The sequence below is a fragment of the Kordiimonas marina genome, assembly GCF_023006325.1.
Taxonomy (GTDB): domain Bacteria; phylum Pseudomonadota; class Alphaproteobacteria; order Sphingomonadales; family Kordiimonadaceae; genus Kordiimonas; species Kordiimonas marina.
In genome coordinates, this window is the sequence record NZ_JAINDF010000001.1 from 331,809 (window position 1) to 352,317 (window position 20,509).

The following is a 20,509-nucleotide window of genomic DNA, read 5'->3' on the forward strand; positions in this document are numbered from 1 at the left end:
GGAGATAATCAGTCGCTTTACTGTGGCGTATATTTTCAAAGATCGCTATACTGGCGATCCCGTAAAACGAGCAAGGGATGTGAGAAAGATGCAGACAGTGGCCAAGCCGCAAGAACGGCAGACAGCTTATTCCCTGTTGGCACGCCATGCACTTTTTGCGGGAATCGATGATCAGACGGTCGAGATGTTTGCTCAGGCCGGCCAATTGCAGGAGCACACCAAAGGCAACATTCTGTTCTTACAGGATGATGAGGCTGAGTGGTTCTATGTCGTTGTTTCCGGCTGGGTTAAACTCTTCCGCGAAACCATGGACGGCCATGAGGCTGTGATCGACATCCTCACCTACGGCCAATCGTTCGGCGAAACCGCCATTCTGGAGAATGGCCAACATTCGTTCGGGGCCATGGTGGTGGAAAAATCCACCCTGCTCCGCTTGCCGGCTGCCATGCTCAAACGTTCGGTGACTGAAAACAACCGGATGGCACTGGCCATGCTGCATACGCTTTCCGATCACCGGCGTCGCCAGACTCGTGAGATCGAGAGCCTGACGCTCCAGAACGCATCGCAGCGGATCGGGTGTTTCCTTCTCCGCCTATGTCACATCGACATGCCGCAGCCGATCGAACTCAAGCTGCCGTATGACAAATCGCTGATCGCCGCCCGGCTCGGCATGAAGTCCGAAACCTTCTCGCGTGCGCTCAACAAGCTCCGGGACGAAACCAACATCAAGGTCGAGGGATCGAACGTCATCATCCCGAACCTGGACACCATGTCCAGATTCGCCTGCAGCGCCTGCTCGAACGAATTCCCGTGCGAGGATACGCACCACAGCCACTAAGGGCTTTCTCATCTTCTTGAGAGCTCCTCTTTATGAGGAGCTTTTTATTACCCGCCGTCTGCTTCAGGCGCTCGGCACGGATGTCTTGAGCCAGTCCCAGTCCAACAGCGACGGGTCCTCAATCACCTTTTCAGGGTCTTCCAGCATCTTACGGATATAGTCGGCGCTGATCCGGCGGATCGGCACCTCACCATGGCAATCGCAATTGCATTCATGGAAGTTGATCTTTGTGTCCTTCATCGAAACTGCCATCCGCGCTTTCGGTGCATCGTCGACGAGGGCGAACTCAACTTCATTCCCGGCCATGGCTTCTTCTGCGGCCTTCCAGATAGGGCCATAAGGGAAACGGTCTTTATTGGCCTCCAGCGCCTTATTGCAGAGCTCCAGATACTGACGCATCAGCTCATCGTAAGACTCTTCTTTTGCAAGCTCTGACATGGTCACTCCTGAACGGGAAAGCTGAACTTTCAAACACTATTTCATACTTGGTAGTCAAGGTTGTTGACTTCCGTCAAATCCCCCTCGCCTTCCTTCCAGTATTCAGAATACGTTGAACAGTTAGACCCGGAGAGTACCGCCGTGACCGAAAATAAGGCAGACATCCTGCTGAGGCATAACCAGCAAGTTCCTCGCTACACCAGCTATCCGACAGCGCCGCATTTCACGGCCGATGTGGAGGCTGAGACCTTTGAAGGGTGGGTGCGGGCGCTTGAAGCCGACACGTCTGTCTCCCTTTATATTCATATCCCCTTCTGCCGTCAGATGTGCTGGTATTGCGGCTGCAACACCCGCGCGACACGGCGCTATGAGCCGGTCGGCAAATATCTTGAAACGCTGATTGCAGAAATTGAGCAGACAGCCGGTTGGACCGGGCGCAAACAGCCTGTCAGCCACATTCATTTTGGCGGTGGGTCGCCGAGCTATCTGAAGCCCGAAGATTTCAGCCGCCTGATGGCAACCCTGCGCGACAAGTTCGATGTCCGCGAGGGTGCCGAGATTGCCGTTGAACTGGACCCGCGCGAGGTCAGCGAGCCCAAGGTGGCTGCCTTTGCCCTCGCCGGAGTCAACCGCGCGAGCCTGGGGGTCCAGGACTTTCATGAAGAAGTGCAGGAAGCCGTCAACCGCCGCCAGCCCTTCCACGTGATATACGACACCGTCCGCCTCTTACGCGACTATGGCATCAAAGCGATCAGCATGGATTTGCTGTATGGCCTGCCGCACCAGACAGAGGCCATGATGCGGGAGAATGTCGATTTCGCCACGGCGCTGGCACCGGACCGCATCGCGCTGTTCGGCTATGCCCATGTGCCCTGGATGAAGAAGCATATGCGGCTGATCGACGAAGACGCCCTGCCGGACGGGGCCGCCCGGCTCAAGCAGTTTGAGGCCGCCAGCGAACAGCTGAAACGCCGCGGGTATGTGGCCGTGGGGCTCGACCATTTCGTCAGCCCGCGCGACAGCATGGCGGAAGCCTACCGTGACCACAAGCTGCACCGCAATTTCCAGGGTTATACGGTCGACCCGGCCGATGCCCTGATCGGGTTCGGGGCTTCGGCCATCAGTGCCCTGCCCCAAGGCTATGCCCAAAACACCCCTGACCAGCGCGCCTATATGGCGGCGGTTGAAGCCGGGCATGCCGCCACCTGCAAGGGCAAGGCGCTCACCGAGGACGACAAACTCCGCCGCGCGATCATCGAAGAGCTAATGTGCTATTTCGAAATCAACCTGCTCGATTTCATCGAGAAACATGCGCTGTCGTCTGAGTATTTCTCCCATGCGCTGAACCGGCTCAAGCCGCTGGTGACCGACGGCCTGGTCACTGTGTCCGATGACGGCCGCATCATGGTCGACCATGAGGCCCGCCAGGCTGTCCGCCTGGTTGCCGCCGCGTTCGATAAATATCTGAACCCGACCGAAGGCCGTCACGCGCAGGTCGCCTGACCGAGCCTCTCATCCTCCAAAACAAATGCCGGGCACTTTGCCCGGCATTTTCTTTTTTCCATCCACCGCAGACAAAGAAAAAACCCCGCCCCGACTTGTCGCCGGAGCGGGATTTCCCCCTTAAAACAGACCCTTAGAAGCGGTAGCCGAAGCCCACGCCCAGGATCCAAGGGTTAATGTCGACATTGGCGGTAACCGCACCGCTATTGATGCTGACATCCGTGCTCAGGAACAGTTTCTTGGCGTCAATGTTGAAGGACCAGTCATCATTGACCGGAATATCAACACCGGCCTGAAGGGCCCAGCCGAACTTGTTCTTGTAGGAGATCGAGTTCACATCGCCCGGGGTTTCGCTGTAGAAGATCGTATAGTTGATCCCTGCACCGATATAGGGACGGAAGGAAGCGTCTGGCGCAAAATGATACTGCATCGTCAGGGTCGGCGGCAGCAGCCAAACGTGGCCGAGGCCGAGATCACCAAGGGCGGTGTTGGTCGCAAACACATTGTGTTTGGTGGTCGCCAGGATCAGCTCGGTCGCGATGTTTTCGGTCCAGAAATAACTGATGTCCAGTTCCGGAACAATGGAGTCACCCACAAGGGCCTGACCACCGATCGAAACCGTACTGGATTCATGGGGAACTACGTCGATGGCGCGTACGCGAACCATCCAGGGGCTTTTATCCTCCGCATGAGCAACACCACTCGCGGTCAGAAGGGCAGCCGTGCAGGTCATTACCTTCAAAATCGATAGGGAGCGCATCTTTTTTATCCTCTTAAGTTACGTCTGAGAGAGAGGTAACAAATCGGAGAGGATCAGGCCTTGATGAAAATCAATTCTTCAAATGTTTTCAAAAAGATGCGTTATTTTTTAGGGTCTTTTTCCAGGGTAGTTTCTGATGCTTTTTCGGATGCATTTTTTGGGCCATATTGCTGCGGCAAATCGCCCTCGTCATCATCGAACAAAATGCGCCATGCCGCGCCGTCCAAATCCTCATATTGGTTGTTGCGCATGGTCCACAAAAAGCCGATCAGACCCAACAGACCCAGGCTAAGGGCAATTGGAATAAGGTAAACTAGGATTCCCATCAGGCTTTGCCTTTCCGCGTCAGGGTAAGCCGGAACGCATTCAAAATTACAACAAGCGACGAGCCGGACATGGCTGCCGCCGCAATCATCGGCGTGACATAGCCCAGTACCGCCATCGGGATCGCGCAGACATTATAGAGGATCGCGAGCGCGAAATTCTGTTTTACCAGCCGCCCGGAGATGCGGGAAACGATCAATGTTTCCAGAACCGGCTGCAGATGGTCCCCCTGGAAAACGATATCCGCCGTATTCTGGGTGATATCGATGGCGCTCGATGGCGACATGGAAACATGCGCGGCCGCCAAGGCCGGCGCATCGTTAAGGCCGTCGCCCACCATCAGAATTTTCGCACCGTCCCCTGCCAGTTTTTCAAGGTAGGCGCATTTTTCGACTGGCGTGACCCCGGCCTCATAGGCAGTGATCCCCGCCAATTTCGCAGTTTCCTTCACCACGTCGGCCCGGTCGCCGGACAAAAGCCGGACCTCAAGCCCGCGTTTTTGCAAGCGCGCCACTATAGTGGCGGCATCGTCCCGGAGCGCATCGGCGAAAGCGAACCGCGCGGCGGGCACACCATCCTTGGCGAGCCACAGTTCCAGGTGCGTATCGGCGCCATTTTCCGGCGCATCCGACGGGCCGCACCAGGCACGGCTGCCAAGCTGAACGGACACGCCGTCCAAAGTGGCTTCAAGCCCACGGCCCGGATGTTCGGTCACATCAAGCGGCTGGAAGGCACCTTCAAACGCTGCGGTCAGGGCTTTAGACAGCGGGTGTTTGCTGTGCGCGGCCAGCGCAGCGGCCAGCGCGAAACTGTCGTCATCATAATCACCGGCGACAAGCGCGGGCTTGCCAACAGTCAGCGTGCCGGTCTTGTCGAACACGACCGTGTCGATTTCGGCCAGCCGCTCAAGCGCGTCGCCGGATTTGATCAGCACCCCGCCCTTCATCAGGCGGCCGCTTGCCAGCACCTGCACAACAGGAACCGCAAGGCCGAGCGCACAGGGGCAAGTGATGATCAGCACTGTCACCGCATGCATCAGCGACATCTGCCACGGCGCCTGCATGGCCAGCCACCAGCCGAGGAAGGTGAGCGCGCCCATGGCATGGACGACCGGCGTATAAAGCCGGGCCGCCCGGTCGGCGAGGCGGACATATTTCGCCCCGGCCTGTTCGGCGGTTTCCAGCAGACGGACGATTTCACTGAGCAGGCTTTTCTCGCTCGCCTTAGTGACGACAAGCTCGATCGGCGCCGACAGGTTGAGCGTACCGGCGAAAACGTTGGCGCCCGGCATGATCGGCTCCGGCAGGGTTTCGCCGGAGATCAGCGACATATCTGCCGCCGACTGGCCCTTGATGACCCTGCCGTCCGCCGGGATATTTTCGCCCATGCCGACGATGACTTCCATGCCTTCCGACAGGTCCTTGACCGGCACCTCGCGGACAGTGCCGCCCGCGCGCACGGTGGCAAACCCGGCCAGGCGGGACAGCAGCTTGGCGGCAGACGCCCGCGCCTTGCCCTTGGCCCGCGCGTCCAGGTAGCGACCGATCAGCAGGAAGAACATAAGCATGGTCGCACTATCGAAATAGACATGCTGACCGTGGCGCATGGTTTCACTGAGACTCATCGCCGCCGCGAGAAGGATCGCTAGCGAGATCGGCACATCCATATTGGTGTGGCCTTCCTTGAGGACACTGAAGGCCGACCGGAAGAAAGGCCGACCGGCATAGACGATCGACGGCAGCGCAATCAGCGCCGACACCCAATGCAGAAGGTCCCGCGTGGCGACCCCCATCGTCTGGGCGGTCGAGGTCCAGACCCCGACCGAAAGCAGCATGATGTTACCGGCGGCAAAGCCTGCGATGGCGATCGACTTCAGAAGCTCACGCTCATTTTTCTCGCCCGCGTCGACGCTGGTGGCAAGCGGGTGGAGTTTATAGCCAAGCTTGGTGACGATGGCGGCCAAGGCATTGCCGCGGCCGCGGTCCCCCTGCCAGCTGAGCGAAAGACGCTCGGTCGTCATGTTGACGCGGGCGGCGGTCACGCCGTCCTCGCCCGCGAGGGCATTTTCGATCAAGCGGATACAGGAGGCGCAGTGGATGCCTTCAACCCCGACTTCGAGCCGGTAGCTGCCATCTTCCTGAACGGTTGCGAGCGTGGCGATGCCTGACGCGGCATCGCCTGTGGTCTCGGCATCTTTCCGCCCTTCGTGGAGCGCACTGTAGGCTGCTTCACACCCGCCGCAGCAAAAGTCACCCCCGTCGAGGGTCGGCTCACCACACTGGATGCAGGTCCCGGCCTCGGTTAGTGCCGTTTCACAACCATGCGTTCGTGATGCTGATACTTGTGTTGCTGCCATGTTACAAAAAGCCTTGCGTCCCAAAGACCGGCGAGCGGGAAGTTGACCGGTGCTTCATATTCCCCATGCCCCATATCCTTCAGGGTGAGGGAAAAGTCATGCCCGGCCGTCGTTGGCCGCATGAAGGAGGCCAAAACCGTGGCACCGACGATCGGGCTCCCGGCCTTGTCCCTCAGGGAGAAGTGCAGCATGTCGTCCTTGCCGTAGGACATTTTGCTGCGCCAATGAAGAGCCGCTTCGGCATCCGCCTCCGCGATCTCAGCGTTATAGTGAATGCCTTCCTGATAGGCGTGGGTCGTGATGACCCCGGTATGGGTATGGACAGCAACATAAGCAAAGATGCTGTCGACCACAATGAAGCTCAGGAAGAAAGCGACAAAATACCACGGGATGAGCTTGTCGCTTTTGCGAATGTCCGTATCGTCTTGAACGCTGGTAATCATTGGTTGCCACTCATGAATAGGCCGGAATATTCATCCACCTTACCGGTTTTTTTCTCGACGAGGCGGAAAATTACTTTCACGCGCCCTTCACCCGGTTTTTCCGCCGTCAGGAACAGGCGGTAATGGCCGACACTGTCCGCGAACACCGGCAGGTTGTCCGCCTTCGGCTCACCCGCCGCTTCGATACGGATTTTGGCACCTTCCAGGCCCTCAACCGACAAGGCGTAATGCTGGTCAGAATGGGTCTTGTTCAGGATCTTGATGTCATAGCCGTTCCGGATATGGCCGTCCGACAGCGTCACATAAAGCGGGTTGCGGTCATGCAGGACATGCAGCTCGAAATCCGCCCGGTGGGTCAGACCATACAGCATGGCCAAGCCGACGACCGAGATAATCGCGGTGTACCAGAAGGTCCGCGGCCGCAGGATATGCGGCTTGGGCGGCAGGCCTTTGGCCCGCTGTTCGATATTGTGGGTGGTGTCATAGCGGATCAAGCCACGAGGCCGACCAACTTTGTCCATAATCTCGTTACAGGCATCAACGCACAGACCGCAGGCGATACATTCCATCTGCAAACCGTTCCGGATGTCGATGCCGGTCGGGCAAACCTGAACGCACGCGGTACAGTCGACACAGTCGCCGCGGCCTTCCCACGTCTCGCCCTTCTTGTGCTTGCCGCGCGGTTCACCGCGGACATCGTCATAGCCGATGATCAGCGTGTCCTTGTCGAACATCGCCGACTGGAAGCGCGAATAGGGGCACATATACATGCACACCTGCTCACGCGCGAACCCGGCCATCAGGTAGGTCGACCCCGTGAGCGCAATGATCCAGCCGAGCACAGACATGGGCACATCCAGGTGCACGATCTGGTCAAGCAGCGTCGGGGCATCATTGAAATAGAAGACCCAGGCACCGCCGGTCAGAAGACCGATCACGATCCAGATGGCGTGTGTTGCCGCCATCTTCCAGAGTTTTTCAAAGGTCCAGGGCCCCTTGGCGAGGCGCAGACGCTTGGCGCGGTCGCCCTGCACGATCCGCTCGACCCAGACGAACAGGTCGGTCCAGACCGTCTGCGGGCAGGCATAGCCGCACCAGACGCGACCGGCGAGGCTGGTCACGAAGAACAGCCCCACCGCCGCAAGGATCAATATGCCGGTGAGGTAATACACCTCCTGCGGCCAGATCTCGATGAAGAAGAAGTATGCGCGACGTGCCGGCATGTCGATCAGGATAGCCTGATCCGGCGCGTGCGGTCCCCGGTCCCACCGGATGAAGGGAGCCAGATAATAGATACCCAGAAGGGTTATCATGGCCACCCATTTCAGCTTGCGGTATGTACCCCAAACACGTTTGGGATACACACGCTCCTTCTTTTCGAAGAATTGGATCGGAGCCGCACCGTCGCTCATACTTTCTTACTCCTTACTCTTCACCACCGCCGAGCGAATGCACGTAAACGGCAAGCTCGCGGATCGTGTTCCGGTCAAGCCGGTGTTCCCATGCGGGCATGACACCATGACGCGGTTTGGTCACCTGGGCCATGATGTCGGCTTTGGTGCCGCCATAAAGCCAGATGGCATCAACAAGGTCCGGCGCACCGACTTCACGGCCACCAGTTGCCTTTTCGCCGTGGCAGGATGCGCAGTTGTCCGCAAACACCTGCTTACCCTCAATAGCCGTCGGCGTGGTGGGGTTGTCTTTGCTGAGAACAAAGTCGGCAACGTCCGAGATTTGCTTCGGCGTCAACATGCCACCGAAGGTCGGCATTTCCGACAAGCGGGCCTCATCGTCGCCCGAGCGGATACCGAAGCGGATGGTTTGGTAGATGTCTTCGATCTTACCGCCCCACAGCCAATCGTCATCGTTCAGGTTCGGATAGCCATTGCCGCCGGCACCACCGGTCCCATGACAGGTGGCACAGTTGTCCTTGAAGGCAGCCTTACCACCGGCAACGGCGAAGTCCCGCAGGCCTTCGTCATTCTCGATCTGAGAAAAGCTGGCCTTCTCGAAGCGGCCAAGATACTGGGCCCGGCGGGCGAGAATTTCCGCCTGGCTGTCCTTCAGCTGCTTATATTCGGTCCAACCCATGGTGCCCTTGGTGCCGCCCCTCTCATTGTCGCCAGAGAAGGTCGGCCAGGCCGGATAGATCACCCAGTAGCCGATCGCGAAGGCGATACAGACATAGAAGACCATAAGCCACCAGCGCGGGGCCGGGTTGTTCAGTTCCTTGATGCCATCCCAGTCATGACCTGTGGTCTCAACACCGCTGATGTCATCTTTTTCAACGTTATGTTCGCTCATACTTCATCCCCTTTAAGAGGAATGTATTTATGGGATTCCATCTCTTGCTTGACGCCGGGGCGGTAAGCCCAGATGGCGATACCAGCAAAGACTATGAAGAAGAACAGAAGGCCAATGGTGCCTGCTGTCTCATGACTTGTCAGCCAGTCCATCATTCCTTGTCTCCTACATCAGAGGCGGGCTCATAATCCTTGAAGTCCGCCATGGTGCCGAGAACCTGGAGATAAGCGATAAGCGCATCCAGTTCCGTTGTGGTTTCCTGACCGTCGAAGTTACGGGCATTCACCGTGTGGCCGAAAGGCGTGCCATAGCGTGCCTGAAGGCCATCGAAGTCGTCACTTTCGTTACGGGCCTGGGCCAGCGCATCCTTGTAGGCGTTCTTGATCATGTCGTCGGTATAGGGCACGCCGGTTTTACGGAGCGCGCGCATATCGGCGGCAATCTCATCAAGGTGAGCGCCTTCATGGGCCAGGTGGGCATAGGACGGCATGATGGATTCCGGCACAACAGAGCGCGGGTTCATCATGTGCTGGACATGCCATGCGTCGGAATATTTTCCGCCGACGCGGGCGAGGTCCGGCCCCGTCCGTTTGGAGCCCCACTGGAACGGGTGGTCGTACATGCTTTCCGCAGCCAGCGAATAATGGCCATAGCGTTCGACCTCGTCCCGAAGCGGACGGATCTGCTGGCTGTGGCAGTTATAGCAGCCTTCGCGGATATAGATGTTCTTGCCCTCCAGTTCGAGCGGTGTGTAGGGACGAATGCCCTTGATCGGCTCGATCGTGGTCTCGATACGGAAGAGAGGCAGAACCTCGACAATGCCCCCGATCGAGATAACGACAACGATCAGGATCAGCATCAGGAACGAGTTTTTCTCGATCACATCATGTTTGTTAAGCATGTGCGGCCTCCTTCACGTCGGCTGCGAGCGCAGGCACGCTGTCGCCCTTGATGGTTTTGTAGAGGTTGTAGACCATGATCAGCGCACCGGAGAGGAACAGAATGCCCCCAAGTGCCCGGATCAGATAGAAGGGATGCATCGCCATAACGGTTTCGACGAAGCTGTACTGCAGGAAGCCCATGCTGTCGTAAGACCGCCACATCAGGCCCTGCATGATACCGGATACCCACATCGCGGTGATGTAAAGCACGATACCGATGGTCGCGATCCACAGGTGGGTGTTGACCAGCCTCATCGAATACAGGCCCTGCTTCCGCCACAGAACCGGCACGAGGTGATAGAGCGCACCGAAGCTGATGAAGGCAACCCAACCAAGCGCACCGGAGTGAACGTGGCCGATGGTCCAATCGGTATAGTGGCTCAGCGCGTTCACCGTCTTGATCGACATCAGCGGACCTTCAAACGTGCTCATGCCGTAGAAAGCCAGCGAAATGATCATGAAGCGGAGAACCGGGTCCTGCCGAAGCTTATGCCAGGCACCCGACAGCGTCATCATACCGTTGATCATGCCACCCCAGGACGGCATCCACAGCATGATCGAGAAGGTCATGCCCAGTGTCTGCGCCCAGTCCGGCAGCGCGGTATAGTGCAGGTGGTGCGGACCGGCCCAGATATAGATGAAGATCAGCGACCAGAAGTGCAGGATCGACAGGCGGTAGCTGTAGACCGGACGCTCAGCCCGTTTCGGCACGAAATAATACATCATGCCCAGGAAGCCTGCGGTCAGGAAGAAGCCCACGGCGTTGTGGCCGTACCACCACTGGATCAGCGCCGACTGAACCCCCGCGAACAGCGAATAGCTCTTGGTCGAGGTCAGCGAGACCGGGATCGAGATATTGTTGCCGAGGTGCAGAACAGCCACGGTCACGATGAAGGCGAGATAGAACCAGTTGGCCACATAGATATGCGGCTCCCGGCGCTTCTTCAGCGTCATCATGAACACCAGGAGATAGCAGACCCAGACGATGGTCAGCCAGATATCGGCATACCATTCCGGTTCGGCATATTCCTTGGCCTGGGTAATCCCCATCAGGTATCCGCTCGCCGCCATGACGATGAAGGCCTGATAGCCCCAGAAGGTGAAGTTGGCGAACCCGTCACCCCACAGCCGCGTGCGGCAGGTGCGCTGCACGATGAAATAGCTGGTGGCGAACAAAGCGTTCCCGCCAAAAGCGAAAATCACCGCCGACGTGTGCAGCGGCCGCAGCCGCCCGAAGGTGAGATATTCGCCGATATTCAGTTGGGGAAACGCCATTTGCAGCGCGATGAAAACACCCGCTGTAAATCCGGCGATGCCCCAGAATATGGTCGCGATCGTAAATTTCTTCACGATCTCGTCATTGTATTCAGGCTTGTCCATTGGCCCAGTCCTCACAAGATCATACCCCCAGCAATTACGAACAAAACGACACCATTGAAGGCCAGAAGCCCCCGACTGACGGCGCGAACCTTTTCAGGATAGCGGGCGAGTGCCAACCGGCTTCCCCCCGCCACCAGAAAAAGCGCCGGCATGGTGCCAAGCGCATAGGCTGCCATGGCGAGCGCCGCTGTCGTCGGCGTCCCCGTAGCAGCCACTGCCATAAGAGCTGCAAACAGCATCCCACATGGCAGAAACCCGAGAAGCAGGCCGAGCACATAACGGTGCCCCGGCCCGGTCTCCTTGAAAAATGGCCGGGCAAAGCGGCCAATAGCGCCGCCTGCGCGGCGGGCAATGCCCGTCTCCGGCAGGAAGCTCGGCTTCCATTCCGGCAAGGCATTGACGAAGAAAAGAATTCCTGCGGTCATCAGGAAAGTGACCGCGCCAGCGCGCGCAAACGGCGTACTGTAAACAAGCTGCGAAAAGGCGCCCGCAAACGCCCCCATGGCGACATAGGTGGTCATGCGGCCAAAATGATAGGGCAGCAGCGCCACGCCTTTGAGCCGGGTCAGCATCCCGCCCTCACCGCTGCACGCAGGCCCCTTCGCCGCGACCTGCGCCACGACAAACGGCCCGCACATGCCCGCGCAGTGCGTGAAACCGGCAACCAAGCCCGCCAAAAACAGCGCCACGACAATGCTGCCACTGCCGTCTATCGCCGCCTGACATTGCTGAACAAAGAAATCCACAAGCTTGTCTTTTCAAAAAGGTCAACTATCAGCTCAACATAGTGACCCGGGTATTTGCCGCTTTGACATTTGTCAAACAACGCGGCCCCCTTGCGTCAGCATGCCTCACCTGTGGCCGAAGGGCCACGCACCTCAGGACAAAGCGACACGCCGGCACGCCCCTGACGAAGCGAACGGCGGTAAAAAACTACGCGGAACTACTGGAAGGTTTGATATCTATCTGCTTGATTGTACTACAGATATCCCCTTCGGGACAATGGCTTTACCAAAAGCCCCGGAACCCCGCCCTTTTCTCCGGTTCACCATTCGCCTGCGACGGAAAGACGCACTGATGCCCATGACCGAAACGGGGACACCCCACAGCGGCGAAACCCGCTTCTTTCAGGGCCAGGGGCACCAGCGCATCTACCCTCACCGGCCACCAGGGAGGCAGCCAGGAAAGGTCCGTAACAACACATCCGGTGATGTGCCTTTTCTACACTCTAAGTGGGGGCTGGATAATGGCCTGTTGCCGGCGTCTCGTCGTCCCTGGAAGCCGACGGCTGCCCGGCACCATGGATGTGGCTACAACATCCATGGTGCCGGGCCGGGCTTCTGGGGGTTATCCGGCTAATCTTTCAAATCTTTCTGTGCCGCGACGGCAGGCCCTTTTCATCAGGTCTGTCGAACCCCGCGACAATACGGGCAACCAGGCCGAGTGCATGCCCCCATCCGGCCCGGTTGCCCGCCACCTCCGGGTGCTGGAGACGCCCCTCCAGACCCAAGGTTACGCGGGGGACGCTGCTCCCTAAACGCCAGCGTCCCCGCCTGCCGGTTTTGGAGTCCCCCGACTCCCGCGGGCTGCATCTTCGCGCCCGCACCGGCAACAAAATAACAAGCGACCGCCCCAGCCTCAGCAGGAACGGCAAGCGATCAGACCAGCTTCAGGTCGCCAGTCTTGTCAGGCCCATACCGGCCATATTCAGCAAAATTACGCCATCGGAGACATGGACATCGAACTGACGCACGGCGTCTGCCCCACCGTCCCCTGCCAGGGCACACGGCTGCCCTTCTTCAGCGGCGCCGCCAACCGCGATGATACGGTCGTCGGCCGTCCGGCAGACGGCGATGTCGCCCATCGGGGTGGCAACCCGCCGCGACCCATCCACAGGGATGTCTTGCAGTTTGTAGACTACACGCCAGTCGCTCATGAGCCGCCTCCATACAATGGCTATTCAGCCCTTTCACCAGCAAGCGGCGTGCCAGTCGGACCTCACATATTTTTCCATTATTTTTCAAGGAGAAGCGGTCAGAATGCCTTTCGATGACATTCTGTATGCAATCGATTTACCGTCTATTTTTTAATCATTGCTTATTTTGTGATCAATTTCATAACCACATAGAAAAAGGGCCGCCGGATATCGGCAGCCCTTTTTGCGTGATTATATTCGGCACCCGCACACCGCAGGCAGGCCTGAAGCCTATTTGGCGTTGGCGGCGATTTCTTCATCCAGGTCACGCACATTCACGCGGGTGATCGGGTTTTCCCCCACTTCGTTGCGCATCTGCAAGAGGCGCTTGATCTGGGCAAAGGAATGGTTGATGGCATAGGCACCGCCCAGGAAGCCTTTTTTGTGCAGGTCGGCCATCTTCTCATCGTCCAGCCCATGCAGGCGCTGGCTGTTGAGGGTAAAGATGCCGTTCAGTTCCCGCATCTGGTTCTTGTCATCCGCCATTTGGATGGCGATTTCCTTCAGGAGATCCATCGAGTCAAGCGTGTCACAGAAAGCCTGGGTAATGCTGTCCTGCTCGACAAGCTGCTCAAGCATCTTGCGGACATGGCCCAGAAACTCGCTCTCGCTGCCGTCTTCATTGTAAAGCGGCTGGCCGACCTCACCCACGAGCGGGCTGTCGGCATCGAGACAGATGGCATATTCACCCGGCCTGTCGATCCCGGCTGGAATGAACGGCAGGCAACCGATATGGTTGGGGATATAGGTCGCGAGCCACTTGCCGTCGCGCACGAACAGGTTTTCACCCGGCGCCAGGCCGAACAGTGCGACAGCGCGCATCTTGCCGGTGGTGCCGTCCCTGAGGAAGACGATGGGGAAATTCGCAGCCACATCGGCGAATTCATGAATCGTGACCGGCGTCAGGTGCGTTGCCGCGATATGGTCGAACCCGGCCTCGGTGTTGACCTTGACGTCTTTATGCTCAGCCGTATTGATCGGCTGGAGTCCGCTGGCCATATGGCCCTCCCTTATTCTTGTGTTCTGCCGGGGCTGCCGGCACCTGCCCTTCTTTTAGCCGCTTGGGCGGCAGAGGCAACAGTTTCCTTGGGGACAGACGCCCCCAAGGATACAAAGCCGCGCTTTGATTATTTGCTGTCCACCACCGGCAGGTAGACGGCGCTGGCGTGCTTGCCGCCATGATAGATGCTCTCCGTAGCCTTCTTATAGTCACCCGCCTTGGCGTTGAAGATGTTCTTCACATAGGTCTGCGGGTTGCGGTCATAAAGCGGAAACAGCGAGGACTGAACCTGGATCATGATCTTGTGGCCCGGCTGGAACACGTGGTCCACGTTCGGCAGGCTCCATTTGAATTCCGTCACCTTACCCGGCTTGAGCGGCCCCGGGGTCGCGAAGCCATGGACATAACGCCCGCGGAAAATTTCGATGCCGATCGGGATTTCCTCACCCGGCTTCATCTTCGGCCGTTCGCCTGGCTGCTTCTCATGGGTCTGGTCCGGGTAGACGTCGATCAGCTTGACCACCCAGTCACTGTCCGTGCCCGAGGTCGCCGCGAACAGCTTGACGAGCGGCGCACCCATGATGTGGACCGACTTATCCAGCACCTTGGTCTCGTATGTCAGCACGTCCTGCCGGCCATCGACGAAGCGCTGGTCATGCACAAGCCATGTCGTCCATTGCTCCCGGTCGTCCAGATGCACAGGCCTGGGCACAAACGGCACCGGCTTCGCGGGGTCGGAGACGTAATCGTCATGGGCTGATTTCTTCGGTGCGGTGAAGCCCGCAGTGAAATTATCGCCAAGATAAACCGGCTTCATGGTGCCCATCGGCCATTTGGGCGACACGTCCCAATGGTTGACGCCGGTGGCATAGGTCAAGACCGGCGGCGTGTGCGGGTCCGGCGCGCCTTTGAGATAATGGTCGAAGAAGGGCTTCATATATTTGACGCGGAATTCGCGCGCGGTATCACCCGTGAAGCTCATGTCACCGAGTGAGAAACCATAGTGGTTCACGCCCGAATGGCGCCACGGACCAATGACCAGGCTGACCATGTCGTTGTTCTTGTCCTTCGGCTCCAGCGCTTTATAGACCGCAGGAGCGCCGTAGCTGTCCTCCTGGTCCCACTGGCCGACGACCAACATGGTCGGCACCGTGAGCGGACGCGCGGCCAACCATTTGTCGACCGCCACGTCGGACCAGACCTTGGTATAGGCCGGGTTCTCAATCACAAGCTGGTTGAAGGGCGCCTTGTCCATCCCCCACTTGCGGGCATGGTCCCCTGCCGAGCCGTCTTTCAGATACATGTCATACTGGTCGCCGCCGCCATAAGCAGGGCCTGAGATGGCATCGCCGTTCTTGTAGCCCTGCTCCAGCGAATAATCGAACATGGACTGGCGGAAAGCGCCGTTATGGAAGGTGTCGTCGCCGATCCAGGTATCGACCATCGGGCTTTGGGGTACAGCAGCCTTCAAAGCCGGGTGCGGATTGATTTCCGCCATCAGCGTGGTGAAACCGAGGTAGCTCGACCCAACGATACCGACCTTGCCGTTGCTTTCCTTCAGGTGCTTCACCAGCCAGTCGATGGTGTCGTAGGCATCGGTCGATTCGTCGACCTTGGTGTTGTTGAAGTGACCGATAATCGGGCGGGTCATGACGAACTCGCCCTCGGAATTATGCATGCCGCGGATGTCCTGATAGACGCGGATATAGCCGTCTTCCATGAATTCCTTGTCCATCACCGGCATGATTTCGGTGACCGACTGGCTGTGCGTGCGCTGGGCCGAGGACTTGGCGTCATATGGCGTGCGGCTGAGAAGGATCGGCGCGTTCTTCACGCCCTTCTTCTCAACGATGACGGTATAAAGCTTCACCCCGTCGCGCATCGGGATCATCACCACGCGCTTGGTATAGTCAGCCGACGGCAGCACCTCATTATAGGAAGCCACTTCATCGGGGGTCATCGGAGTCACGGCGACCGGCTTGGTTTGCGTTCCGGCGAACGCGGCTGAACCGGTCAGCGTGAGGCCGATGATGGCTGCCACCGCGATGCGCGAACTGGCGGCAAGATATTTGGTTTTCATGGAAGATACTCCTGCATGTCGCGCCGCACCGAGAATGGCCGGCCGCGGATGGGCGGTAGAATACACAATCACACGCCGGATACAATGCAGGCGCGAGCGCTACACCATGGCCCTCACGGCTGACCCATGAGGCCGAACGGCTCAAAGCCATGGCATAGCGCTTGGAAGGCTAGCTTCCGTCGCCGCTTCAAAATTTCGTTAACCGCCCCACACGTTCCTTCATGGCCTCATGCGAACCAGAGCATTGCCCTAGCCCCAATAGAGCCGCATGGGGTTATCGACCAGCAGCTTGCTGCGCTTTTCCTCGGTATCCGCGATATGGGGAATGATATCGACGAGATGGCCGTCATCCACCATATGGGATTTCAGGTTCGGGTGCGGCCAGTCGGTCCCCCACAAGACACGGTCCGGGAACAGGTCCACAACCTTTTTAGCGAACGGAATCACGTCCTCATAAAGCGGCGGGTGGCCGGTTACGGTCAGCCGTTCCGGGCAGGTGACCTTGCACCAGAAATTCTCATTCTCGCGCATCAGCTTGAGGAACAGGGCGAAATCCGGCCCGTCCACCGGCTTGCTCACATCCGGGCGGCCCATATGGTCGACCACCACATCCGTGGGCAGGGAGGCGAAGAAATCATAATATTCCGTCAAGTCCGCCGCTTCGAAATAGATCACGATGTGCCAGCCAAGACGCTTGATACGGTGCGCGATTTCCATCAGTGGCCCGATCGGCGGCGTATCGACCAGCCGCTTGACGAAATTGAAGCGCACACCCCGGACGCCGGCGCTATTTAGTGCATCGAGCTCCGCGTCCGTCACATCCGGCCGCACGGTGGCCACGCCGCGGGCGCGACCGTTTGAATGCTGAAGCGCATCAACGAGGGCGCTGTTATCAGCCCCATGGCAGGTGGCCTGCACGATCACATTGCGGGAAAAACCCAGAAAATCACGCAGATGCCATAACTGGTCTTTCGACGCGTCACAGGGCGTGTATTTCCGTTCCGGCGCGAACGGGAACTGGTCGCCGGGGCCGAACACGTGGCAGTGGGCATCAACCGCGCCTTCAGACGGACGGTAGGACGGCTTGGTCGGGTTGGGGCACCAATCCAGCCAGCCTTCGGTTTTCTCGAATTTAGCCATGTCAGATTCCGCCTGCCTTATTTACCGACCGATTTGAGATAGGCATCCAGCCGCGGATAGACACGGCGGGCGTTGCCTTCATAGATATTATACTTGTCCTCGTCCGACAGGTTGAGCGCATCCACATACCGGCGGGTATCATCAAAATAATGCCCGGTTTGCGGGTCAATGCCCCGCACAGCGCCAACCATCTCTGACCCGAACAGAATATTTTTGATGTCGATCACATCGAACAAAAGGTCGATACCGGGCTGATGATAGACGCAGGTATCGAAATAGATGTTCTTCATCACATGCTCAGCCAGGTCCGGCTTTTTCAGCATGTCGGCGAGCCCCCGGTAACGCCCCCAGTGGTAAGGCACAGCGCCGCCACCGTGGGGAATGATGAACTTGAGGTCGGGGAAATCCTTGAACAGGTCGCCCTGCAGGAACTGCATGAAGGCGTTGGTATCCGCCGCGATATAATAGGACCCCGTCGCATGGAAGGCGGGGTTGCACGACCCGGACACATGGATCATGGCCGGCACCTGCAGCTCCACCATCTTCTCATAGAAGGGATACCAGTAACGGTCCGTAAGAGGCGGGCTGTTCCAGTGCCCGCCTGAGGGATCCGGGTTCAGGTTACAGCCGACGAAGCCAAGCTCTGTCACGCAGCGCTCCAGCTCCTGGACCGAATTCTCCATGGTTCCGCCCGGCGTTTGCGGCAACTGGCAAACCCCGATGAAGGTATCCGGGTAAAGGTCCATCACGCGGCGGATCAGGTCATTGCAGGCGACCGACCAGTCAAGCGAGGTCTGGGCATCGCCGACATGAGGTTCCATGCGTGAGGCCCGCGGCGAGAAGATGGTCATATCGTGGCCGCGCTCCTTCAGGAGCTTCAGCTGGTTGGCCTCAATGCCTTCGCGGATTTCATCGTCGCTCATGTCCGGGCGCGGCGGCACGGGCAGGCTCGGGTCCTTCAGCCGGGCCTTCTGCGCTTCACGATAGTCCAGATGCGGTTGTGGGACGATGGTCTGATGGCCGTGACAATCGATAATCATGAGGCACCTTCTTTCTTGGTCGCTTTATGGGCAGCGTTTTTGGTGGAAATAGTTTCAAGGAGGGCTGACAGGTCCATGCCTGCCGGATCGATATGGAGCGATGCCGACCAGTCCTGCCGTTCGGCGGTGGCGGCGCTCAGAAGCGGCTCAAGACCGGCATCCGCGACCGTTTTTGCCACCTCCCGCATTTCTTCGGCGCGGCGTTTGCCGTGGATCAGCGCCCGCGACATCATGTAGGTGGACAGCTCCTGCCAATCGAGGCCGGGGAACAGGTCGCTCAGCGATTTGACGACCGTATCTTCCACGCCGTAATGATGGGCCGCCGTCAGCGATTCGGTAATCAAGGCCTCAACCCCTTTCACCATGACGCTGCGGCACATTTTGGCGGCAGATGCCCGGCCGTATGTATCCGCGAAGAAGGAAACGCCTGTCATGCCGACCCCGTGGGCAACATCCACAAAGGCTTTGGCATAGTCCCCGCTCACCAGCATGGGAGACTGCAGACGTTTCGGGCCGATGGGCGACATGACGGAGGTCTCGACATAGCGGGCGCCGCTCCCGTTCACGGCCACCGCAGCCTGCCGCTTGGTTTCGGGCGAGGCACTGTTGAGATCGGCGAACCATACACCTTCCAGCATATGGCCCACCGCACTTTTCGCCGCCGTGCCGGTTTCAGCCGCGGTTACGGCGCTGATGACGATATCGGCATCCTTCACGGCGTCGGACGCGGACCCGCAGCCTTTCACGCCGCTCAGCCGCTTGAGGGCCCTGGACGGAATGCTGTCCGCGTCAGGGAATTTTATATCCCAGGCCGCAACGCTGACGGACCCTGAGGCCAGAAAATCTTCCGCCAGGGTTTGGCCAACCTCACCGAAGCCGATAAGCGCAACCGCGGTCATACTGTGTCTCCGAACAGGTGGGCGGGCACGAAAACCTCACCCTGCATAAGCTTCATCGCCGTCCGTATCAGGGCTGACTTGCGGGCCTCATAGCCCGTGTCCGTCCGCCTTATATCGACATCGACCGAGAAAAAGCCGGTGGGGTGTTCGATATCCAGCCCGCCAGCGCCGACCTTGCTCTGGTCCGCGAGCGGCCATGCGACAGACCCTTCGATGACGGCAGCCGACGCAACACTCACCGCCCCCAGAACGCCGATGGCATCATGAACCCGGTGCGGGATGAACGTGCGGCTGTTGAGGAAGCCACCCTGTTGCGGACGGGAAACCAGGGACATTTTCGGCACGGTAGCGTGGGTCACATCCCCCAGGTTCATCGCCACGCCCGCCTTCAGGCGGATGGCCTCAACCTTTTGCCGAAGCGCATCATTGGCTTCCAGCTCAGCCGGGCTTTCCGTGCCCTCAAGGCCGAAGTCCTCCGCGCGCAAAACAACCACAGGCATGCCGTTGTCGATGCAGGTCACCTCGACACCTTCGAAGGTGTCGATGACATTCCCTGTCGGCAACAGCGCGCCGCAGGACGCCCCCGCGACATCGGCAAAATCGATCGGGATCGGGGCGGCGGGCGTCGGCACGCCGGAGATGAAGCAGTCGCCCTCATAGACGACCTGCCCGTCCTTGACCGGCACATGGGCCGTGGCCACCGACCCGGTATTGACCATTTTGATGGTCACGGGCGTGGTGCCCTCAACCGCCGTCACCAAACCGTTTTCAATGGCCCACGGGCCGACACCGGCCAACATGTTGCCGCAGTTCTGGCCATCCGATACCTCGGGCTTATCCACCACCACCTGCAGGAACAGATACTCAACATCGATCCCGTCTTCTTCCGAGGCGGAGACAACAGCAACCTTGCTGGTCAGCGGATGAGCGCCGCCCACACCGTTGATCTGGCGCTTGTCGGGCGAGCCCATGGCGGCCAGCAGCACCTGGTTGCGCCGGTCCGCATCAGCCGGAAGTTCATCCCGGTGGATAAAGAGACCCTTAGACGTGCCCCCGCGCATCAAGGTGGCTTTAAAAGACCGCAGCAT

Annotated in this window: 20 protein-coding genes; 2 read left to right on the forward strand and 18 right to left on the reverse strand. The window is 58.8% G+C overall.

Going from position 1 to position 20,509, the window contains the following annotated elements; translation table 11 throughout:
• Positions 1-88: 88 nt before the first annotated feature.
• Complete coding sequence (locus K6118_RS01530; protein ID WP_247118369.1) at positions 89-838, forward strand: Crp/Fnr family transcriptional regulator; 750 nt, start codon at positions 89-91, stop codon at positions 836-838.
• A gap of 63 nt (positions 839-901) precedes the next feature.
• Here K6118_RS01530 and K6118_RS01535 read toward each other — a convergent pair whose 3' ends face one another.
• On the reverse strand, positions 902-1,276 hold the full coding sequence (locus K6118_RS01535) for a hypothetical protein (RefSeq protein ID WP_247118370.1): 375 nt from the start codon (positions 1,274-1,276) through the stop codon (positions 902-904).
• A gap of 141 nt (positions 1,277-1,417) precedes the next feature.
• Between K6118_RS01535 and hemN the strand changes: the two genes are divergently transcribed.
• Positions 1,418-2,779, forward strand: a complete 1,362-nt coding sequence (hemN, locus tag K6118_RS01540) for an oxygen-independent coproporphyrinogen III oxidase (protein WP_247118371.1) — start codon at positions 1,418-1,420, stop codon at positions 2,777-2,779.
• A gap of 133 nt (positions 2,780-2,912) precedes the next feature.
• Here hemN and K6118_RS01545 read toward each other — a convergent pair whose 3' ends face one another.
• The 17 genes from K6118_RS01545 to K6118_RS01625 form a co-directional block, all read right to left on the reverse strand.
• Positions 2,913-3,539, reverse strand: a complete 627-nt coding sequence (locus tag K6118_RS01545; protein ID WP_247118374.1) for an OmpW/AlkL family protein — start codon at positions 3,537-3,539, stop codon at positions 2,913-2,915.
• 101 nt (positions 3,540-3,640) lie between these two features.
• On the reverse strand, positions 3,641-3,865 hold the full coding sequence (gene ccoS / locus K6118_RS01550) for a cbb3-type cytochrome oxidase assembly protein CcoS (RefSeq protein ID WP_247118375.1): 225 nt from the start codon (positions 3,863-3,865) through the stop codon (positions 3,641-3,643).
• Positions 3,865-6,219 carry a heavy metal translocating P-type ATPase gene (locus K6118_RS01555; RefSeq protein ID WP_247118376.1) on the reverse strand — a complete coding sequence of 785 codons (2,355 nt, stop codon included), beginning with the start codon at positions 6,217-6,219 and terminating at the stop codon, positions 3,865-3,867. Before K6118_RS01555 ends, ccoS begins: the two co-directional genes overlap by 1 nt.
• Positions 6,165-6,662 (reverse strand): FixH family protein, encoded by a 498-nt coding sequence (locus tag K6118_RS01560; RefSeq protein WP_247118377.1) that lies wholly within the window; start codon positions 6,660-6,662, stop codon positions 6,165-6,167. The genes K6118_RS01555 and K6118_RS01560 overlap by 55 nt, the downstream gene beginning before the upstream one ends.
• A complete protein-coding gene (gene ccoG, locus K6118_RS01565; RefSeq protein WP_247118378.1) occupies positions 6,659-8,074 on the reverse strand; it encodes a cytochrome c oxidase accessory protein CcoG in 1,416 nt (471 codons plus the stop codon). The genes K6118_RS01560 and ccoG overlap by 4 nt, the downstream gene beginning before the upstream one ends.
• A gap of 13 nt (positions 8,075-8,087) precedes the next feature.
• On the reverse strand, positions 8,088-8,966 hold the full coding sequence (ccoP, locus tag K6118_RS01570; protein ID WP_247118379.1) for a cytochrome-c oxidase, cbb3-type subunit III: 879 nt from the start codon (positions 8,964-8,966) through the stop codon (positions 8,088-8,090).
• Entirely contained in the window at positions 8,963-9,121 is a 159-nt protein-coding gene (locus K6118_RS01575; RefSeq protein WP_247118380.1) for a cbb3-type cytochrome oxidase subunit 3, read from the reverse strand. The genes ccoP and K6118_RS01575 overlap by 4 nt, the downstream gene beginning before the upstream one ends.
• Positions 9,118-9,867, reverse strand: a complete 750-nt coding sequence (gene ccoO, locus K6118_RS01580; protein ID WP_247118381.1) for a cytochrome-c oxidase, cbb3-type subunit II — start codon at positions 9,865-9,867, stop codon at positions 9,118-9,120. The genes K6118_RS01575 and ccoO overlap by 4 nt, the downstream gene beginning before the upstream one ends.
• Complete coding sequence (gene ccoN / locus K6118_RS01585; RefSeq protein WP_247118382.1) at positions 9,860-11,287, reverse strand: cytochrome-c oxidase, cbb3-type subunit I; 1,428 nt, start codon at positions 11,285-11,287, stop codon at positions 9,860-9,862. Before ccoN ends, ccoO begins: the two co-directional genes overlap by 8 nt.
• Before the next feature lie 11 nt (positions 11,288-11,298).
• Complete coding sequence (locus tag K6118_RS01590; protein ID WP_247118384.1) at positions 11,299-12,033, reverse strand: sulfite exporter TauE/SafE family protein; 735 nt, start codon at positions 12,031-12,033, stop codon at positions 11,299-11,301.
• Between the two features lie 923 nt (positions 12,034-12,956).
• Positions 12,957-13,223: a Rieske (2Fe-2S) protein gene (locus tag K6118_RS01595; protein ID WP_247118385.1), complete on the reverse strand. Its 267-nt coding sequence runs from the start codon at positions 13,221-13,223 to the stop codon at positions 12,957-12,959.
• 270 nt (positions 13,224-13,493) lie between these two features.
• The gene (locus K6118_RS01600; protein ID WP_247118386.1) at positions 13,494-14,261 is read right to left on the reverse strand and encodes a SapC family protein; all 768 of its coding nucleotides are present in this window, start codon (positions 14,259-14,261) and stop codon (positions 13,494-13,496) included.
• 128 nt (positions 14,262-14,389) lie between these two features.
• Complete coding sequence (locus K6118_RS01605; protein ID WP_247118387.1) at positions 14,390-16,342, reverse strand: CocE/NonD family hydrolase; 1,953 nt, start codon at positions 16,340-16,342, stop codon at positions 14,390-14,392.
• A 249-nt stretch (positions 16,343-16,591) separates the two neighbouring features.
• On the reverse strand, positions 16,592-17,482 hold the full coding sequence (locus K6118_RS01610) for an amidohydrolase family protein (RefSeq protein ID WP_247118388.1): 891 nt from the start codon (positions 17,480-17,482) through the stop codon (positions 16,592-16,594).
• Between the two features lie 17 nt (positions 17,483-17,499).
• Positions 17,500-18,522: an amidohydrolase family protein gene (locus K6118_RS01615; protein ID WP_247118390.1), complete on the reverse strand. Its 1,023-nt coding sequence runs from the start codon at positions 18,520-18,522 to the stop codon at positions 17,500-17,502.
• Positions 18,519-19,421 (reverse strand): NAD(P)-dependent oxidoreductase, encoded by a 903-nt coding sequence (locus tag K6118_RS01620; RefSeq protein ID WP_247118392.1) that lies wholly within the window; start codon positions 19,419-19,421, stop codon positions 18,519-18,521. The genes K6118_RS01615 and K6118_RS01620 overlap by 4 nt, the downstream gene beginning before the upstream one ends.
• Complete coding sequence (locus K6118_RS01625; RefSeq protein ID WP_247118393.1) at positions 19,418-20,509, reverse strand: 4-oxalomesaconate tautomerase; 1,092 nt, start codon at positions 20,507-20,509, stop codon at positions 19,418-19,420. Before K6118_RS01625 ends, K6118_RS01620 begins: the two co-directional genes overlap by 4 nt.